The organism is Fictibacillus enclensis, from assembly GCF_030123385.1.
In the GTDB taxonomy this organism is placed as follows: domain Bacteria; phylum Bacillota; class Bacilli; order Bacillales; family Fictibacillaceae; genus Fictibacillus_C; species Fictibacillus_C enclensis.
The window spans coordinates 239,572-256,807 of sequence record NZ_CP126109.1; the positions used below are offsets into that span (position 1 = coordinate 239,572).

Below are 17,236 nucleotides of genomic sequence, written 5' to 3' on the forward strand. Positions count from 1 at the left end.
GTTTAAAAAATAAAACAATGGCACGGGGCCATTGTTTTAATTCTCTTCCTGAAGTTGTTCCCATTCTTCCATCAGCTGTTCCATCTCGGCGCTCAGTGCCTCGATCTGCTCATTGTGCACCTGGGTTTTTTCATAGTCCTGAAAGATCTCAGGATCGCACAAGGCTTCTTCATGCTCGGCCTGGCGTGCTTCAAGGGTTTCAAGAAGGCCTTCAATTTCTTCAATCCTTCTTAGGCGCTTCCGGTCTTCCCGTTTCGCCGCTTTATCCTGACGGTAGCTGCCGATGGGTGGTTCATCTTTTTTGGCGGAAGGGGCAGAGGGTTCCTGGCTTTTTTTCAGGTATTCTTCCCGTTCTCTCGTTTCTGTTTTCTTATCCACATAATAATCGTAGTCACCGAGATAGTTTGTGATTTGGGTGCGCGACAGTTCGGCGACCTTTGTTGCGATCCTGTTGATAAAGTAACGGTCATGGGAAACAAAGACGATCGTTCCCGGATAATTGATCAATGCCTGCTCGAGGACTTCCTTACTGTCGAGGTCCAGGTGGTTCGTCGGCTCGTCCAGAAGAAGCAGATTCGCTTTTTGCATCATCAGCTTAGCGAGAGCGAGCCGTGCTTTTTGGCCGCCGCTCAGCTCGTTGACAAGCTTTAGTACATCGTCACCGCTGAACAGGAAGTTTCCGAGAACGGTGCGAATCTCTTTTTCCGTTTTGTCCGGATATTCATCCCACAGCTCGTTCAGCAGGGTTTTCCTGGAGTTCAGGTTGGCCTGCTCCTGCTCGTAATGGCCAATCTTCACATTGGCTCCGTACCGGATGGTGCCGTCAAGGAGTGGCAGCTGTTTTAAAACGGCCTTCAGCAGGGTGGACTTGCCGATACCGTTCGGCCCGACAAGCGCTACCGCATCCTGACGGGATACATCGTAATTGATGTTCGTAATGAGCGGCACCCCGTCCTCATAGCCGGTGGCCACATGTTCAAGCTTCAGCACGTCATTCCCGCTCTGCCGCTCAATATCAAACATGAAGGAAGCCGACTTCTCATCACCGAGCGGCTTGTCCATCACTTCCATACGCTCGAGCTGTTTTCTTCGGCTCTGCGCACGTTTGGTGGTGGAGGCACGGACCAGGTTTTTCTGGACAAAGTCCTGCAGCTTGGCAATTTCGTCCTGCTGCTTTTCGTACGCCTTCATGTCGAGCGCGAGCCGCTCGGCCTTCTGCTCCAGAAACTGCGTGTAGTTTCCTTTGTATTTGAAGGAGCGATGCCGGGTAATTTCATAGACCGTCGTTACGATTTTGTCCAGGAAATAACGGTCATGGGATACGAGCAGAATGGCGCCCGGATAGGACTGCAGGTATTGCTCCAGCCAGGAAAGCGTCTCGATGTCCAGATGGTTGGTCGGCTCATCAAGGATCAAAAGGTCCGGCTTGGTCAGGAGCAGCTTGGCCAGGGCCAGCCGTGTTTTCTGTCCGCCGCTTAAGGTTGCGACAGGTGTTGCAGGGTCAAAGTCTGCGAACTGAAACCCGTGGAGTACAGTGCGGATTTCCGCTTCGTACTGATAGCCGCCTGCTTCCTTAAACGTAATTTGCAGCTCGTCGTATTCTTTTAACAGCTTGTTATAGCTGTTTTCGTCTTCAATCAGCGCAGAGTCGCCCATGCGGCTTTCCATGCTGCGCAGCTGTCTTTCCATTTTACGAAGCGGTTCAAACACACTCAGCATCTCGTCCCAGATGGAGAGGCTTGATTCAAGGCCCGTGTCCTGTGCGAGATAGCCCACCTTGACGCCTTTTGGCATAATGAGCTGTCCGGAGTCATAGGACAGGTCGCCCGTTATGATCTTCAACAGCGTGGATTTGCCCGCTCCGTTTCTTCCAACAAGCGCGATTCTGTCGCGTGTTTGGACTTCGAGCTTAATATTCGATAAAATAGGGTCAGCCCCAAACGATTTTGTTAAGTCATTCACTTGCAAAATAATCACTGTACGTCACCTCAAATTCCTGTCAACAAAACATCAGGAAACAGACGGGGTGCAAACGACAAAAAATGCACGGGGTTACGTCTGTTTTGCTGTAATCTGTCTACTCTTAGTGTAGCCTACAAAAGCAAAGCCGGGCAACTAATCAATGTTCAACATATTGTTATATATTGAGAGAAGAAGCAACTGCCATTCTATAGTAAGATCGTGTATATTTTAGGAAGAAGGAGTAGGATATGGGATCTTTTACGCATTTTAACGAACAGGGACGAGCAAAAATGGTGGATATTTCGGACAAGGATGTGACGGTCCGCACCGCTGTGGCCCACAGCTCCATTTTTGTGAATCCGGAAATTTACACAAAGATCACCGAAGGTTCCTTCAAAAAAGGAGATGTGCTCGCTGTGGCACAGGTGGCCGGCATCATGGCGGCCAAAAAAACCTCCGACTGGATTCCGATGTGCCATCCGCTCGCTCTTACGGGTGTGGATATTTCCTTTCAGTGGGAAAAAGAGGACGAGGGATACCGGCTGCATATTGAAGCAGCGGTGAAAACAAAGGGCAATACCGGGGTTGAAATGGAAGCCTTGACGGCGGCAAGTGCTGCTGCGCTGACCGTTTATGATATGTGCAAGGCGGTTGATAAAGGAATGGTCATTGGACCGACTTATCTTCAGAGTAAAACCGGGGGAAAAAACGGGGATTTTCAACGTTCCAAGTAAAAAATATGATAAACTATAGATAAGCTTTCTGAATTGTGGAGGCTACAAAATGACTCAAGAACAGATAAAGATACCGCAAGCAACCGCGAAGAGACTGCCGCTGTATTACCGCTTTTTAAAGAACCTTTCCATTTCCGGAAAGCAGCGTGTATCCTCGGCAGAGCTCAGCGAAGCAGTAAAAGTAGATTCAGCAACCATCCGAAGGGATTTCTCCTATTTTGGCGCACTTGGAAAAAAGGGATATGGCTATAATGTAAACTACCTGTTATCCTTTTTCCGGAAAACGCTTAATCAGGACGAAGTGACGAAGGTTGCCTTGATTGGCGTCGGAAATTTAGGCACCGCTTTCCTTCACTATAACTTTATTAAAAACAACAATACGGTCATCCAGGTCGCATTTGACGTGGATCCGGACAAGGTTGGTAAGGAAGTAGCGGGAGTTCCGGTTCATTCGATCGACAATATGGTCGATGAGCTCCGGGAAAGTGATGTGGAGGTGGCCATTTTGACCGTACCGGTCGGTGTTGCACAGCATACGGCGGACAAGCTGGCTGACGCGGGGATTAAAGGCCTGTTAAACTTCACGCCGGCGCGCCTGACCTTGCCTCCTGAAATCAGGGTGCACCATATTGACCTGGCTGTGGAATTACAGTCATTGATTTATTTTATGAAGCATTATCCGTCAGATGAAATATAGAAGTTCAAATTACTTGAAGGAGGAACTGGGATGATTGGAACAGGCAGTGCAATTGTGATTGCAGCGGCAGCATTAGTCATGTTTGGACCGAAAAAGCTTCCGGAACTCGGACGTGCAGCAGGAAGAACGCTAAGAGAGTTCAAGAATGCCACACAAGGGCTCATGGACGATGATGATAAGAAAGAGAAAGAGTCTTCTAAAACGCACGAACAGAAGTAGCAGTTAGGATGAACATCATGACAGAAAAAAACATGTCGGTCTATGATCATCTGGGAGAATTAAGAAACCGCATCATCATCACGGCGGCTTTCTTTTTTATCTTTATGGTTGTAGGTCTCTTTTTTGCCAAACCCGTCATTGTATACTTGCAAAGTGATCCTGTGGCACAAGACATTCAAATGAACGCCTTCAATCTAACGGACCCGCTGAAAGTGTATTTTGATTTTTCATTTATCATTGCACTTCTGCTCACACTTCCGGTAGGGCTCTACCAAATCTGGGCCTTCATTAGCCCGGGTCTATTTGAGAATGAAAGAAAGGTCACGCTCTCGTACATTCCTATTTCGTTCCTATTGTTCGCGGCCGGCCTGTCTTTTGCCTATTTCATTCTTTTCCCGATGGTGGTTCACTTCATGGCGAACATTGCCGATTCCCTGAACGTCGAAGGGGAGTACGGGATCAACGAATACTTTTCTTTTTTATTTGGGCTTATCCTGCCATTCGGGCTGCTGTTTCAGTTCCCGGTCCTCATCATGTTCCTGACGAGGCTCGGTCTGATCACCCCACAGTTCCTGAGGAAGATCAGGAAGTTTTCGTATTTCGGCATTCTTGTTATTGCCGGGATCATCAGCCCGCCTGAATTGATTTCACATTTAACCATTACCGTTCCACTGATCATTCTGTACGAAATCAGCATCATGATCTCAGCCAATGCCTACAAGAAGCGGCTGAGAGCGGAAGAAGAAGCCAGACTTGATTTGGAGCTGAAGGAAACACATCTCGATTAAGGGATGTGTTTTTTTATTTTGGTGATCATTGGTGCCTTTGAGGGTAGTTGATTTGCGTTTCAGGCTGCTCGCTTTCCGTGGGCGGGCGCTGAGCCTTACCGGCGTAAACGCCTACTTTACCGGCGTAAACGCCTACTTTCTCGTCGCAAGCTCATGCGGTAACGGCGCGAGCGCCTCCTTGGTCTCATCTGTCCCGCTTTTCCCACTGGACAAGGAACGCCTCGGCAGCGATCCATCGCACGAAGAAAATGTGATGTTCATTTTCGAGGAGTCTCGCACCTTGCACTTCAATCAACCGCATGGGGGCATTTTACCAACCCAAAACTCCTCGCTGTAAAATAGGATAGAGAAGTGAACGTGTCGATCATGGCCGAAAAGGGAATACTTAGAAAATAACCCTTATTTATGGACACCCAGAGCGAATTTACGAATAATGAAAAATAAACCAGAAGAAGAGAAGGAGATAGGATGACACAAGAAAAAGTAAATGCAGTCGGGTGGAAGTTGGAAAATACTTACGCTGAATTGCCGAAAGCATTTTTCTCCATCATCAAGGTAAAACCGGTGGATTCACCTGAGATGGTTGTTTTGAACCACTCGCTGGCGGAGTCTCTCGGTTTAAACGTCAAGGTGCTTGAGGGCGAGGAAGGGGTTGAGGTATTTGCCGGAAATGAGGTTCCAGAAGGATCAGTGCCGCTGGCTCAAGCTTATGCCGGGCATCAGTTTGGGAATTTTACGATGCTTGGGGACGGACGGGCTCTCCTGATCGGAGAACAAATGACGCCAGACGGGAAGCGATATGATATCCAGCTGAAGGGTTCCGGACGGACGCCCTACTCCCGGGGAGGCGATGGACGGGCCGCGCTTGGGCCGATGCTTCGTGAATATATCATTTCGGAAGCGATGCACGGGCTTGGCATCCCGACGACCCGCAGTTTGGCGGTTGTTACGACGGGAGAGCCGATTTACCGTGAAAGCCAATTGACCGGAGCGATTATGACCCGCGTAGCAGCATCTCATCTTCGGGTAGGAACGTTCGAATACGGTGCGAATTTTGCCGAAAAGGAAGATTTGAAAGCGCTGGCCGATTATGCGATTGAACGGCACTATCCGGAAATCAAAAAAGATAAAAATCCGTATGTGTCTCTGCTTCGTGAAGTGCAGAAGCGCCAGGCGGCACTCATCGCCAAATGGCAGATGATCGGATTTATACACGGGGTGATGAATACCGATAACATGACGATCAGCGGGGAGACGATTGATTACGGCCCATGCGCGTTTATGGATACGTATAATCCGGCAACCGTCTTCAGTTCAATCGATGTGCAGGGCCGCTACGCGTACGGCAATCAGCCGCCGATCGCCGGTTGGAACATTACCCGCTTTGCGGAAGCTCTTTTGCCGTTGTTCCACGACAACCCGGAGAAGGCGATTCAGCTGGCACAGGACGTGCTTTCGGAATATCCTCTCGCGTTTAATACCGCTTGGGTGAAGGGGATGAGGTGCAAGCTTGGTTTGTTTAATGAAGAGGAAGCGGATGAAGCTTTGATTCTCGATCTGCTGAAAATCATGCACAAAGAGAAGGCGGATTATACGAACACATTCCGCGCCCTTACTCTTGATGACCGAAAGTTCTCTCTGTTTGTGTACCAGGACTTTCAGGAATGGGAGAAGCGCTGGCAGGAGCGGCGTAAAAGGCAGCCGGAATCCCAAAAAGAATCGAAAGACCTGATGTGCAAGCACAACCCTGCCATCATTCCACGAAATCATAGGGTGGAAGAGGCGCTTAAAGCGGCAGAAGAAGGAAATCTGAGTGTAATGGAGAAATTAGTATCTGTACTGAAAGATCCGTATGCTTATTCGAAAGAGCAGGAGGAATACAGTGCACCGCCGCCTCCATCCGAGGCCATGAGTTACCAAACGTTTTGCGGAACATGAAGATAAAAAAATCCGGCTGAGAAATGAACGTCCAGCCGGATTTCTTTTTACTTCTTGTATTTTTTTATGTGACGGTGCAGCCGGTAGTATTTGATCGCGTTGGCGAAATCAAATGTGGCCACGAGCATGGTAATGAGTGTCCAGATTCCGGTGACGCCGTATTCCGTCGAATAGTGGATGGCGAGCCAGGTGAATAGGACACCCATAACCGTGTATAACCCGCTCATAAAAAATGGTGATGTTCTCATTAGAAAAGTCCCCCAATAATCATCTGCATTTTCTCGGCCTTATCCTGTAAGTCATTGATCTTGTCAGCGAATATCACCTGCACAAGCATCACGAGTGTATTCATGGAGACATGGGCGACAATGGGAACAAGCAACCGTTTTGTTTTTACATACAAAAAAGCAAAGACAAAGCCCATGGCTGTATAAACGAGCAGGTGGGTAAAGTCGAAGTGAACGGCTGCGAAAATTAGGGAGCTAATGATAGCAGCAATCACAAAGTTAAACCGTCTATACAGACTGCCAAAAATAATCTTACGGAAAATAATTTCTTCCAAAATCGGTCCAGCAATGGACGTTACGATCATAAAGTAGGGAGTGGCCTTGGCAATCTTGACAAGCATCTCGGTGTTCTCTGATCCCTGCTTGATGCCAAACACATTGATTTCAATGATGCCGGCAACAATCTGTGCGCCGTAGGCGAGGAAAATCCCTCCGATGGCCCACCCGACTGCTGATGCCCCTGAAACGCGGCCGCCCCGAAGCGCCGGGTCTTTCATGTCAGGAATGAGCAGCAAGAGCACAATTACGAGGGCAACGAGAAAGCTGATGGTTCCCCAAAGGCCGGCCCAGTGTTCCCGCGGAACGTTCAGCGAGTTTAAGATCGGGTAGCCGACGTAGCCCGAAAGCTGCATCAGGATATAAGTCAGTACGATCCATAAATAGCGCTTCGTCAATGTAGAATTTCTCCTTTAATCAAGTTCAGTTGGGTCATGTTTTCAGCATGCCCATGTATCTCTTTATTCTAACATAGATTGCTTGAAAACATGGCATGATACCCCTTTCAGAAAATTTTCGAGAATTTTTAAGGTCATGCTTGCAAAGTGGAAAAAAATTATTTAATATAGGAAATGGAGTTAGCACTCAGTAAATCAGAGTGCTAATAATATTAAACTTTCTAATATTTTGAGGAGGGTGTTTCACTTGTTAAAGCCACTAGGTGACCGTATTGTGATTGAGCTTGTAGAAGGTGAAGAAAAGACTGCAAGCGGGATCGTTTTACCAGACTCTGCAAAGGAAAAGCCGCAAGAAGGCAAAGTCGTTGCAGTAGGAACAGGCCGCGTAACTGAGCAAGGAGAACGCGTAGCGCTGGAAGTCTCTGAAGGAGATTCTATCATCTTTTCAAAATATGCAGGAACTGAAGTGAAGTATCAAGGTAAAGAGTACCTTATCCTTCGCGAAACAGACGTATTGGCTGTAATCGGCTAATACCGGCATAACAACAGAACAGCTACATAGGTAGCTTTTAAAAATTCAACTATTTATAGGAGGGTTTAACTCATGGCTAAAGACATTAAGTTCAGTGAAGACGCTCGCCGCGCAATGCTTCGCGGTGTGGACGCACTTGCAAACGCAGTTAAAGTAACGCTTGGACCAAAAGGACGCAACGTCGTTCTTGAGAAAAAGTTCGGTTCACCTCTTATTACGAACGACGGTGTAACGATCGCGAAAGAAATCGAGCTTGAAGATGCATTCGAAAACATGGGTGCAAAGCTTGTTGCTGAAGTAGCAAGCAAAACAAACGATGTTGCCGGTGACGGAACTACAACAGCGACTGTTCTTGCTCAAGCAATGATCCGTGAAGGATTGAAAAACGTAACTTCCGGTGCAAACCCAATGGTTCTTCGCAAAGGAATCGAAAAAGCAACTGCAGTTGCGGTTCAAGAGCTTCAAAAGATCTCCAAGCCGATCGAAGGCAAAGAGTCCATCGCTCAAGTTGCTGCAATCTCTGCTGCTGACGATGAAGTTGGCCAATTGATTGCTGAAGCTATGGAGCGCGTAGGTAACGACGGCGTTATCACGATCGAAGAATCCAAAGGATTCACAACTGAGCTTGAAGTGGTTGAAGGTATGCAGTTCGACCGTGGATATGCATCTCCATACATGGTAACCAACTCTGACAAGATGGAAGCGGTTCTTGAGAATCCTTACATCCTGATCACTGACAAGAAAATTACGAACATCCAGGAAATCCTTCCTGTCCTTGAGCAAGTGGTTCAGCAAGGCAAGCCATTGCTTCTCGTAGCTGAAGATGTTGAAGGTGAAGCTCTTGCTACATTAGTAGTAAACAAACTTCGCGGAACATTCAACGCTGTAGCTGTTAAAGCTCCAGGATTCGGTGACCGTCGTAAAGCTATGCTTGAAGACATCGCGATCCTTACTGGCGGTGAAGTCATCACTGAAGAACTAGGTCTTGACCTTAAGACGGCAAACATTGGACAGCTTGGAACAGCTTCTAAAGTGGTTGTTACAAAAGAAAACACAACCATCGTTGAAGGTGCTGGCGAGTCTGACAAAATCGCAGGCCGCGTAACTCAAATCCGTGCTCAATTGGAAGAAACAACTTCCGAGTTCGATAAAGAAAAGCTTCAAGAGCGTCTTGCTAAGCTTGCTGGCGGCGTAGCGGTCATCAAAGTTGGTGCAGCTACTGAAACTGAGCTTAAAGAGCGTAAGCTTCGCATTGAAGATGCCCTTAACTCTACGCGTGCAGCAGTAGAAGAAGGAATCGTATCCGGTGGTGGTACTGCACTCGTAAACGTGGTTCGTGCCCTTTCTTCTCTTGAAGCAGCTGGAGACGAAAAAACTGGTGTGAAACTTGTACTTCGTGCACTTGAAGAGCCAATTCGTCAAATCGCACACAACGCTGGTCTTGAAGGATCTGTTGTGGTTGAGCGCTTGAAAAACGAAGAAATCGGCATTGGTTTCAACGCGGCAACTGGCGAATGGGTAAACATGTTCGAAGCGGGTATCGTTGACCCAACTAAAGTAACTCGTTCTGCACTTCAAAACGCAGCATCCGTATCAGCTATGTTCCTAACAACAGAAGCTGTTATCGCTGACAAGCCAGAAGAAAACGCTGGCGGCGCAGGCATGCCTGACATGGGCGGCATGGGCATGGGCGGAATGGGCGGCATGATGTAATCATTGCCCAAACCCCTTGATACATGAGGGTTTGATGAAAGTGTGGAGTGGAATGCTAACATCTTGCTAACATTTCTCTCCTAAAATTAGAGGTTTCTCATGAGTTGTGCAAACTTGTGAGATGCCTCTTTTTTCATTTCTTTTGTTACGTGGAGATAAACGTTTTTCGTTGTGGCATCATCACAGTGTCCTAACCGATCCATAATCTCCTCCAAGCTCCTCCAAGCCTACCTTTGCTTCTGCTAACAATGACGTATGTGCATGGCGTAAAGAGTGAGGAGTGAGTTCTGAATTTAAGCCAGCCAACTTTAGCAGCCGAGCCATTCTGTTTTCTACGGTCTTGACGAAAATAGGATAGCCAGGTTGTTTTTCTTTTTTGGCAAAAATGAATCCTTCGTCGAGATATGCTTCACCAAAGTGTTCCTGAACTTTTTTCTGTACTAGCATGTGCTTCTTGAGGGCAGCAATGACTTCTTTATCTACTACAATGGTCCTTTTAGATTTTCTGGTCACTAATTGATATTCCAGAGTGTTGTTCGTCGGATTGTAATACGTTTTTGTGATACTGATGGTGTGTTCGTCGAAGTCGATGTCTTTCCATTTTAGAGCCACTAGCTCACCAGCACGCATCCCTGTGTATGAAAGGGTAAGAAAGATTAGATAATCTAAATCTAAACCTTTTTGAGCAGATGTTTCGTCAATGATTAATATTTGGTTTTCTGTAAGTGCCTCCCGGTAGCGAAGATCTGCTTCCTGTTGCAGCGTCAGCTCCTGGCCGGCAGTACTTACGCGGCGGAAGAATACATGTTTTTTCTCTATCGTCACTTTCTTCTAATCTCCTTGTTTTTTAATTTAGTGGTTCCGTGAATAATTTTGGCTTGAAGTTGAAGGGGCATGTCCATTTGTTCCATGATGAGCCGCTGAATTAAATGCTGCATCCAAACTTTTGTTGCATCGTTTGCCTCATCATTGGATTTTAACCGTATACGTTTCCTCATATTTTCACCTCCCGTTACTCATCTTTGACGGGAGGTGATGGTTTATATACTCTTTTCTTCGCTTGCGCTGATTTCATCAAAGAAATGAAAGTTTAGCTGTGCGGACTCTTTTTCGGTACCCCGGTGGATATAAACGCGAATAATACCTCTTTCTTCTCCAGGAAATTGAGGTTTATTTTTGAGGTTTTGCATAGCGCTTTTTCCTTTGCTGCTGGTATTCTAGGAAACTGTTGAGGATAAAGGGAGAAATGGTTCCAGAAGTGGATATAGCTTGGATGTTTTTCTTCATGAAACAATCCCTCTCTTTCTTAAACGAGTGATGGCAACAGCGGTATTATTGCTAATCTTCTTGTTTGGCTTATGAAAAAGTGTTCTCATGGTGTATGTTCCTCCATTAATTTTTTCGGTAGTTCATCTACCTGCAGAGGAAACATAACCATTACAAGGGAAATGTCAAGGGGATTTTTTTGAAAGGACAGTTCTGATAAAAGACTTATATTCACTAAAGTGGTATATTTTTAATATAAGTTATCCATTGGAGTTGTGCAGGAGACCTTTACATATAATTTTTTCAGGAAACTATTATATAAACAAAAGAATTCTAGAAGCTATTTTTTAGAAAGAGAGAGGAACACAACATGACAAACTTACACTCAAAATTATTCAGTGCAGCGGACAACTTACGAAGCAAAATGGATGCTTCGGAATATAAAAATTATTTGTTGGGATTAATTTTTTATAAGTATTTATCTGATAGATTACTAGAAAAAGTTGTAGAAATTGCGGACGAGTCACTGGAAGAATACAACACACAAGAAAAACAAACTCAGCTGTATAAAGATTTATTAGCAGATGAAGATATAAAAAATGATCTCCTTGAAACATTAGTAGATATATTGGATTACGATATTGAACCAGAGTACTTATTTAATACATTAGCCAATCAAGCCAAACAGAATACGTTCCAATTGAATGATTTGAATAAAGCCTTCATCGATTTGTCCACAAAATATGGCCAATTCAATGGATTGTTTGATGATGTAGATTTAAAATCAAAAAAATTAGGTTCAGACGACCAACAGCGGAATATTACGATTACAGAAGTATTGAAGAAACTGAATGATATCAATGTAATAGGCCATGAGGGCGACGTAATTGGAGATGCCTATGAGTACTTGATCAGCCAATTTGCCTCTGAAGCTGGCAAGAAAGCTGGAGAATTCTACACACCTCATGAAGTATCTGACATGATGGCTCGTATCGCAGCGATCGGCCAGGAAGACAAAAAATTGTTCAGTGTATATGACCCAACCATGGGCTCAGGATCTTTAATGTTGAATATCCGAAACTATATCAATCATCCAGATAGCGTAAAATATCACGGACAGGAACTCAATACAACGACCTTTAATTTGGCGAAAATGAATCTTATCTTGCATGGCGTTGGTAAAGAAGATATGCGGCTACACAATGGGGATACATTGAATAAAGATTGGCCGACAGATGAACCTTACACTTTTGATTCGGTCCTAATGAATCCTCCTTATTCAGCAAAGTGGTCTGCGGATGATACTTTTTTAGATGACTCTCGTTTCAATCGCTATGGAAAGTTAGCGCCAAAATCAAAAGCAGATTTTGCTTTTCTTTTACACGGATTCTATCATCTAAAAGATACCGGCACTATGGCAATTGTTTTGCCACATGGGGTCTTATTTCGTGGAGCAGCAGAAGGGATAATTCGTAAAAAATTACTGGAAGATGGCAGTATTGATGCTGTGATTGGTATGCCAGCAAACCTCTTCTTTGGAGCATCGATTCCAACAACAGTGATCATCCTAAAGAAAAATCGTGCCACTAGAGATGTTCTATTTATTGATGCAAGTAAAGAATTTATTAAAGGGAAGAACCAAAATAAACTTTCCAAAGAAAATATAGATAAGATTGTTGAAACGTATAGAAATAGAGAAAGTGTTGAGAAATTTAGTCATCTTGCTTCATTTGATGAAATCAAAGAAAATGAGTTCAATTTGAATATTCCTAGATACGTCGATACGTTTGAAGAAGAAGAAGCTGTGGATATTGCTGCAATAGGCTCATCTATCAAAGACATCCGTACAGAAAGAGCAGCACTAGAATCGGATCTTTTCAACATGATTTCATCATTACAATATGATGAAAAAGATGCAGATTGGATAAAGGGTGCATTAGAGGTGTTTAAACGTGAAAAATAGTAAAACACCAGAAGTTCGATTTGCAGGGTTTACCGGGGAATGGAAAGAGCGAAGATTGGGAGAGATATACACAGAGAGGAAAGAACGAGGACACCAATCATTACAGATCCTTTCCGTTTCCATCCATCATGGTGTTTCAGACGAAGAATTAGATAGTAATAACTTAGGAAAAACAGTTAATAGAAGCGAGGACAAGTCACTGTATAAACATGTTTATTTTGGTGATCTTGTTCTTAATATGATGCGTGCGTGGCAAGGGGCATTTGGAGTAGTAAAGTCAGAAGGTATGGTAAGTCCTGCATATATTACTGCTAATCCCAGTTTAGAGATTCACCCTTTATTTATGGATTATTGTTTACACCGAGACGAAATGATAGCCCAGATGAATAATCTTTCTTATGGAGTTACGGATTTTAGAAAAAGACTATATTGGAAATCGTTTGTTAATGTTTTATGTCACATACCTTCTGTGCCAGAGCAGGAGACAATTACAGCTTTCTTCACCCGCCTCGACAACACTATCGCTCTTTATCAGCAAGAACTAAACACTTTCAAACAAATAAAACATGGATTCTTGCAGAAAATATTTTCACAAGAGATTCGGTTTAAGGATGGTGGTAGTGATTTTCCAAAGTGGGAAAAACAAAGACTTGGTGAAATCAGTAATATCACTACAGGGAAATTAGATGCGAATGCGATGGTTCATAATGGGCAATTTCGGTTTTATACCTGTGCAAAAGAATTTTACTTTATTGATAATTATGCATTTGATACGGAAGCACTTTTGATTTCAGGGAACGGCAATGTTGGTTATATTCATTATTATAATGGGAAGTTTAATGCTTACCAAAGAACTTATGTCCTAGATAAGTTTTGTGACAACGATATATTTTATATTAAATATTACCTTGAAATGAACTTAAAACGAAGAGTGTTTGAAGGGAAAAATGTTGGAAGTATGCCGTATATTGTTTTGAGCACTTTAACGGGTATGGAAATTCAGTTGCCTGCTCTTGCAGAACAAAAAAAAATTGGTGCGTTCTTCAAGAAAATGGATGACGCAATTGATCTTCATCACCGTGAATTAGAAGCCTTGAAAGAAACAAAAAAAGCATTCCTACAAAAAATGTTTGTCTAAGTATAGAAAGGAGGGGGAAACGTGACTAAGATTGCATATAATGATGAACTTGCTGTTGAACATCGATTAATTGAGGTGCTAGGGGAAGGTCATAATCAATGGAATTATCGTCCTGATTTAAAATCAGAAGAAGATCTATGGCAAAACTTACGTAAAATAATCACGCAAAATAACTTATCGGAGATTGGAGAACACCCAATTACCAATAAAGAATTTGATGCAATCAAAACTGAACTGCTATCTAGGACACAAACCCCCTTCGATGCTGCTAGATGGCTAAAAGGGGAGAATGGGATTGTTCGGATAACGATCGAACGCGAAGATGTGTCTCTTGGCTCCATATCGTTGGTTCTATATTCTAACCAGGACGTCGGCGGTGGAATTTCTACGTATGAAGTCGTACATCAGATTGCGAAAAAGAAGGTAAACGACGACGGCCGAAATCGCCGATTTGATGTGACCCTCTTAATCAATGGACTGCCCATTGTTCAGATTGAGTTGAAGCAAGTCAGTGCCAAAGACGGCGTGTTCCAGGCTTTTAATCAAATCAAGAAATATTCCGAAGAAGGAATGTTCAGGAATAATATCTTCTCCACTCTCCAGCTGTTTGTAATCTCCAACGAACAGACGACTCGCTATTTTGCCAACGCCATGCCTAAAGACATGCATAAGAAATTTGTTTTTAGCTGGCGGACAAAAGACAATCGAAAAGTGGAAAATCTCTATGAGTTTGTAAAACAGGTTCTAAACATTCCAGATGCACATCGCCTGATGGCCAACTATATGATCGTCAGTGAGGACCAGGATAATAAAGCATTAATGGTACTGCATCCGTATCAAATTCATGCGATTGTAGCCTTATTTTCAGCTGCCATGAAGCATAAATCAGGATATGTCTGGCATGCGACGGGATCAGGGAAGACATTGACAAGTTTTGTTTCTACGAAATTGTTAGCTCGCAAGCCAGGCGTGGATCGAACAATCATGCTTATTGACCGAAAAGACCTAGACAGTCAAACGACCTCTGAATTCACTAAATTTGCTTCTGAGTTTAACACCGGTATTTCTTCCGGCAAAGCCAAGTCCAACAGCTTGATTGTGGGAACAGGAAGCGCAAGGGAATTAAGTGAAACTTTGCTGTCTGATGCCAATTCCAATACAGTGATTATCACAACTCGGCAAAAATTAGAGGCGGCCTTGCGTTATTCGCAAAAACAAGAAGAGCAAAAAGGCACTCAACGTTTTAAGAAATTAATAGGGCAGCATATTGTTTTTGTGGTAGATGAATGCCATCGGGCGTTAAGTGCGGAAGGGATGGAAGTGATTAAAGGTTTCTTTCCGAACTCTACTTGGTTTGGGTTTACCGGAACGCCGATCTTTGATGTGAATAAGAAACATGCCAAAGGCCGGTTAGCTCGCACAACCCATGACCAATATGGAGAAGTTTTACACACTTATACGATTAAGAATGCGCTGGATGATGGAGCTGTATTGGGTTTTCAAGTAGAGCATGAAGATACAATAGAACGAACTTCCTTAGTTAATTATATCTTTGCTCATCTGCGTCAGAATGAAAAATACGCTTCTCTATCTGATGATGAAATCAACAAAATGATCGACCAAATGGATGGGATTGAAAAAGAAACATACATTGAATCATCCTCTTATGAAAGTGATGAACATATACAAAAAGTGCTCCATAAGATTTTCCGTCCAGACAATGCCTATACCAAATTCGATTTTCAAAATGGCCGTCCTCAAAAATCAGCCATTTTAACGACAAGTTCCATAGATATGGCGAAACGGTACTATAAAGCAATCAAGAAAATGACCAAGGATTCAGAATGGTTAACGGAAGAATTCGCCAATCACCCGATCAGGACAGGGCGTACCATTGATGATCCTGACTTCCCTCGGGTTGCCATCACCTTCTCGATGCAGGAAAACGAAGGAGATTCCAAGCAAAAACAGGATGAAATGAAAGATATCATCAAGGACTATAACGCTTATTACCAAACCGCTTGGTCAATAGAAGATATTGAACGGTATAACGGAGATATCAACAACCGCTTAGCCCGTAAAAAAGCCGAGTTCAAAGTCTTTGGAAGGCAAATCGATCTCGTTATTGTTGTGGACCGCTTATTGACTGGATTTGATGCACCGACGATTCAGGCCCTATTTGTGGATCGTAATTTAAGCTATGCAAACTTGATTCAAGCTTTTTCAAGAACAAATCGCACTTATCCAGGCAAAACAAAAGGATTGATCGTGACATTCCGCAAGCCAGCAACAATGGAGCAGAATGTAAAAAATGCGACTAAGCTCTACTCTCATGCGCAAGAGGAAACACCCCTTGTTTATCCAACTTATGATGAATCAAAGAAACGTTTTAAGAAGGCTCATAAAACAATACAGAATTTGGTGCCGAACCCAACAGATATTAATGAACACTCACCGATTGAGGCCAGAATTGAGTTTGTAAAATCATTTCAAGAGCTAAATAACTCCTATGAAGCGCTAGTCACCTATGATGATTACAATGATGATATGGAAAAATCCAAAGTGCTGCAAGAGCAAGTAAAAACCTTGGAAGAATATATCGGCATCTACAACACGGTTAAAGGCTCGCTTGTGGATGATACTGAACCAGGACCTGATGATATAGTACCGGATTTATCAGATATCGAATTCTTTGGGGATAATGCAATAAAGCTCTATGATATTGATTCAGCCTATATTGATCAACTGCTTGAAACATACTCAGCGAATAATCAGGGTATCCGTGACGAGATTGAAAAGGCACTACACAAAATGGAAAAATCAGAAATGGTTAAAGACGTGTACCGTGCGATTTTAAATGGCATCGATAACAAAGAAATAGATCCAAAGGAAGATATTCTTGCAATTAAACGACGTTTCTTCACCGATTCCTATAATCACATCATTAGAAATTTCGCGGATACTTGGTTTGTGAAAGAGGATGAGCTGTATTCATCTGCAGTTCAATATGTAGTAGGAACAGATCCTATTCCGAATATCGGGGGAATTATCAATAGCAAACAGTTTGATAAGTATAAAGCTGTACATCCAGATGCAAAGCCATTGAAATATGGACCTGAAATGAAACGGCAGTGGAGACAGAATTTAGATGAAGTGATTGTACCATTGAAAGATGAGTTGAGATAGATTGAGTTAGGAGAGGATAGTAAGCAATAATCCTCTCCTAGTTTGTGTCTGTGAAGTATTTGAATGTATATTTCATATAGAGTGGCTAATTAATTGTTGTTCACCTTACATGTGAAGAAAGTAAATGGCCGAATATGCA

General features: G+C 43.6%; 17 protein-coding genes. 11 read left to right on the top strand and 6 right to left on the bottom strand.

Features of this window, described 5'->3' with window-relative positions; genetic code table 11:
- Positions 1–36 precede the first annotated feature (36 nt).
- Positions 37–1,977, bottom strand: coding sequence for an ABC-F family ATP-binding cassette domain-containing protein (locus tag QNH15_RS01425; RefSeq protein ID WP_283892018.1), 1,941 nt, complete (start codon positions 1,975–1,977; stop codon positions 37–39).
- Between the two features lie 233 nt (positions 1,978–2,210).
- Between QNH15_RS01425 and moaC the strand changes: the two genes are divergently transcribed.
- The 6 genes from moaC (at position 2,211) to QNH15_RS01455 (ending at position 6,338) form a co-directional block, all read left to right on the top strand.
- The gene (moaC, locus tag QNH15_RS01430) at positions 2,211–2,696 is read left to right on the top strand and encodes a cyclic pyranopterin monophosphate synthase MoaC (RefSeq protein ID WP_061975421.1); all 486 of its coding nucleotides are present in this window, start codon (positions 2,211–2,213) and stop codon (positions 2,694–2,696) included.
- A 49-nt stretch (positions 2,697–2,745) separates the two neighbouring features.
- Complete coding sequence (locus QNH15_RS01435; RefSeq protein ID WP_061975423.1) at positions 2,746–3,393, top strand: redox-sensing transcriptional repressor Rex; 648 nt, start codon at positions 2,746–2,748, stop codon at positions 3,391–3,393.
- A gap of 30 nt (positions 3,394–3,423) precedes the next feature.
- Positions 3,424–3,612: a twin-arginine translocase TatA/TatE family subunit gene (locus QNH15_RS01440; RefSeq protein WP_061975425.1), complete on the top strand. Its 189-nt coding sequence runs from the start codon at positions 3,424–3,426 to the stop codon at positions 3,610–3,612.
- A 17-nt stretch (positions 3,613–3,629) separates the two neighbouring features.
- Positions 3,630–4,400, top strand: a complete 771-nt coding sequence (gene tatC, locus QNH15_RS01445; RefSeq protein ID WP_283892020.1) for a twin-arginine translocase subunit TatC — start codon at positions 3,630–3,632, stop codon at positions 4,398–4,400.
- A gap of 52 nt (positions 4,401–4,452) precedes the next feature.
- Positions 4,453–4,737, top strand: coding sequence for a hypothetical protein (locus tag QNH15_RS01450; RefSeq protein WP_283892021.1), 285 nt, complete (start codon positions 4,453–4,455; stop codon positions 4,735–4,737).
- A 131-nt stretch (positions 4,738–4,868) separates the two neighbouring features.
- Positions 4,869–6,338, top strand: a complete 1,470-nt coding sequence (locus tag QNH15_RS01455) for a protein adenylyltransferase SelO (RefSeq protein ID WP_283892022.1) — start codon at positions 4,869–4,871, stop codon at positions 6,336–6,338.
- A gap of 47 nt (positions 6,339–6,385) precedes the next feature.
- Here the strand turns inward: QNH15_RS01455 and QNH15_RS01460 are convergent, their stop codons facing one another.
- Positions 6,386–6,586 carry a DUF4305 domain-containing protein gene (locus QNH15_RS01460; RefSeq protein WP_283892024.1) on the bottom strand — a complete coding sequence of 67 codons (201 nt, stop codon included), beginning with the start codon at positions 6,584–6,586 and terminating at the stop codon, positions 6,386–6,388.
- A complete protein-coding gene (locus QNH15_RS01465; RefSeq protein ID WP_061975435.1) occupies positions 6,586–7,299 on the bottom strand; it encodes a CPBP family intramembrane glutamic endopeptidase in 714 nt (237 codons plus the stop codon). Before QNH15_RS01465 ends, QNH15_RS01460 begins: the two co-directional genes overlap by 1 nt.
- Positions 7,300–7,546: 247 nt before the next feature.
- On the opposite strand from QNH15_RS01465, the gene groES reads away from it, so the two are divergent.
- Positions 7,547–7,831, top strand: coding sequence for a co-chaperone GroES (gene groES / locus QNH15_RS01470; RefSeq protein ID WP_053356067.1), 285 nt, complete (start codon positions 7,547–7,549; stop codon positions 7,829–7,831).
- Between the two features lie 72 nt (positions 7,832–7,903).
- Positions 7,904–9,544, top strand: coding sequence for a chaperonin GroEL (gene groL, locus QNH15_RS01475; RefSeq protein ID WP_061975438.1), 1,641 nt, complete (start codon positions 7,904–7,906; stop codon positions 9,542–9,544).
- 180 nt (positions 9,545–9,724) lie between these two features.
- Here the strand turns inward: groL and QNH15_RS01480 are convergent, their stop codons facing one another.
- From QNH15_RS01480 to QNH15_RS01490, 3 genes are read right to left on the bottom strand one after another with little or no spacing between them, the layout of a single operon-like run.
- On the bottom strand, positions 9,725–10,369 hold the full coding sequence (locus tag QNH15_RS01480; protein WP_283892026.1) for a site-specific integrase: 645 nt from the start codon (positions 10,367–10,369) through the stop codon (positions 9,725–9,727).
- Positions 10,366–10,542 (bottom strand): hypothetical protein, encoded by a 177-nt coding sequence (locus tag QNH15_RS01485; RefSeq protein ID WP_283892028.1) that lies wholly within the window; start codon positions 10,540–10,542, stop codon positions 10,366–10,368. Before QNH15_RS01485 ends, QNH15_RS01480 begins: the two co-directional genes overlap by 4 nt.
- 42 nt (positions 10,543–10,584) lie before the next feature.
- On the bottom strand, positions 10,585–10,734 hold the full coding sequence (locus QNH15_RS01490; protein ID WP_283892030.1) for a hypothetical protein: 150 nt from the start codon (positions 10,732–10,734) through the stop codon (positions 10,585–10,587).
- 446 nt (positions 10,735–11,180) lie between these two features.
- On the opposite strand from QNH15_RS01490, the gene QNH15_RS01495 reads away from it, so the two are divergent.
- From QNH15_RS01495 to QNH15_RS01505, 3 genes are read left to right on the top strand one after another with little or no spacing between them, the layout of a single operon-like run.
- Positions 11,181–12,773, top strand: coding sequence for a type I restriction-modification system subunit M (locus QNH15_RS01495; protein ID WP_283892032.1), 1,593 nt, complete (start codon positions 11,181–11,183; stop codon positions 12,771–12,773).
- Positions 12,763–13,911, top strand: a complete 1,149-nt coding sequence (locus QNH15_RS01500) for a restriction endonuclease subunit S (RefSeq protein WP_283892034.1) — start codon at positions 12,763–12,765, stop codon at positions 13,909–13,911. The genes QNH15_RS01495 and QNH15_RS01500 overlap by 11 nt, the downstream gene beginning before the upstream one ends.
- 21 nt (positions 13,912–13,932) lie before the next feature.
- A complete protein-coding gene (locus tag QNH15_RS01505; protein ID WP_283892036.1) occupies positions 13,933–17,097 on the top strand; it encodes a type I restriction endonuclease subunit R in 3,165 nt (1,054 codons plus the stop codon).
- Positions 17,098–17,236: the final 139 nt, after the last annotated feature.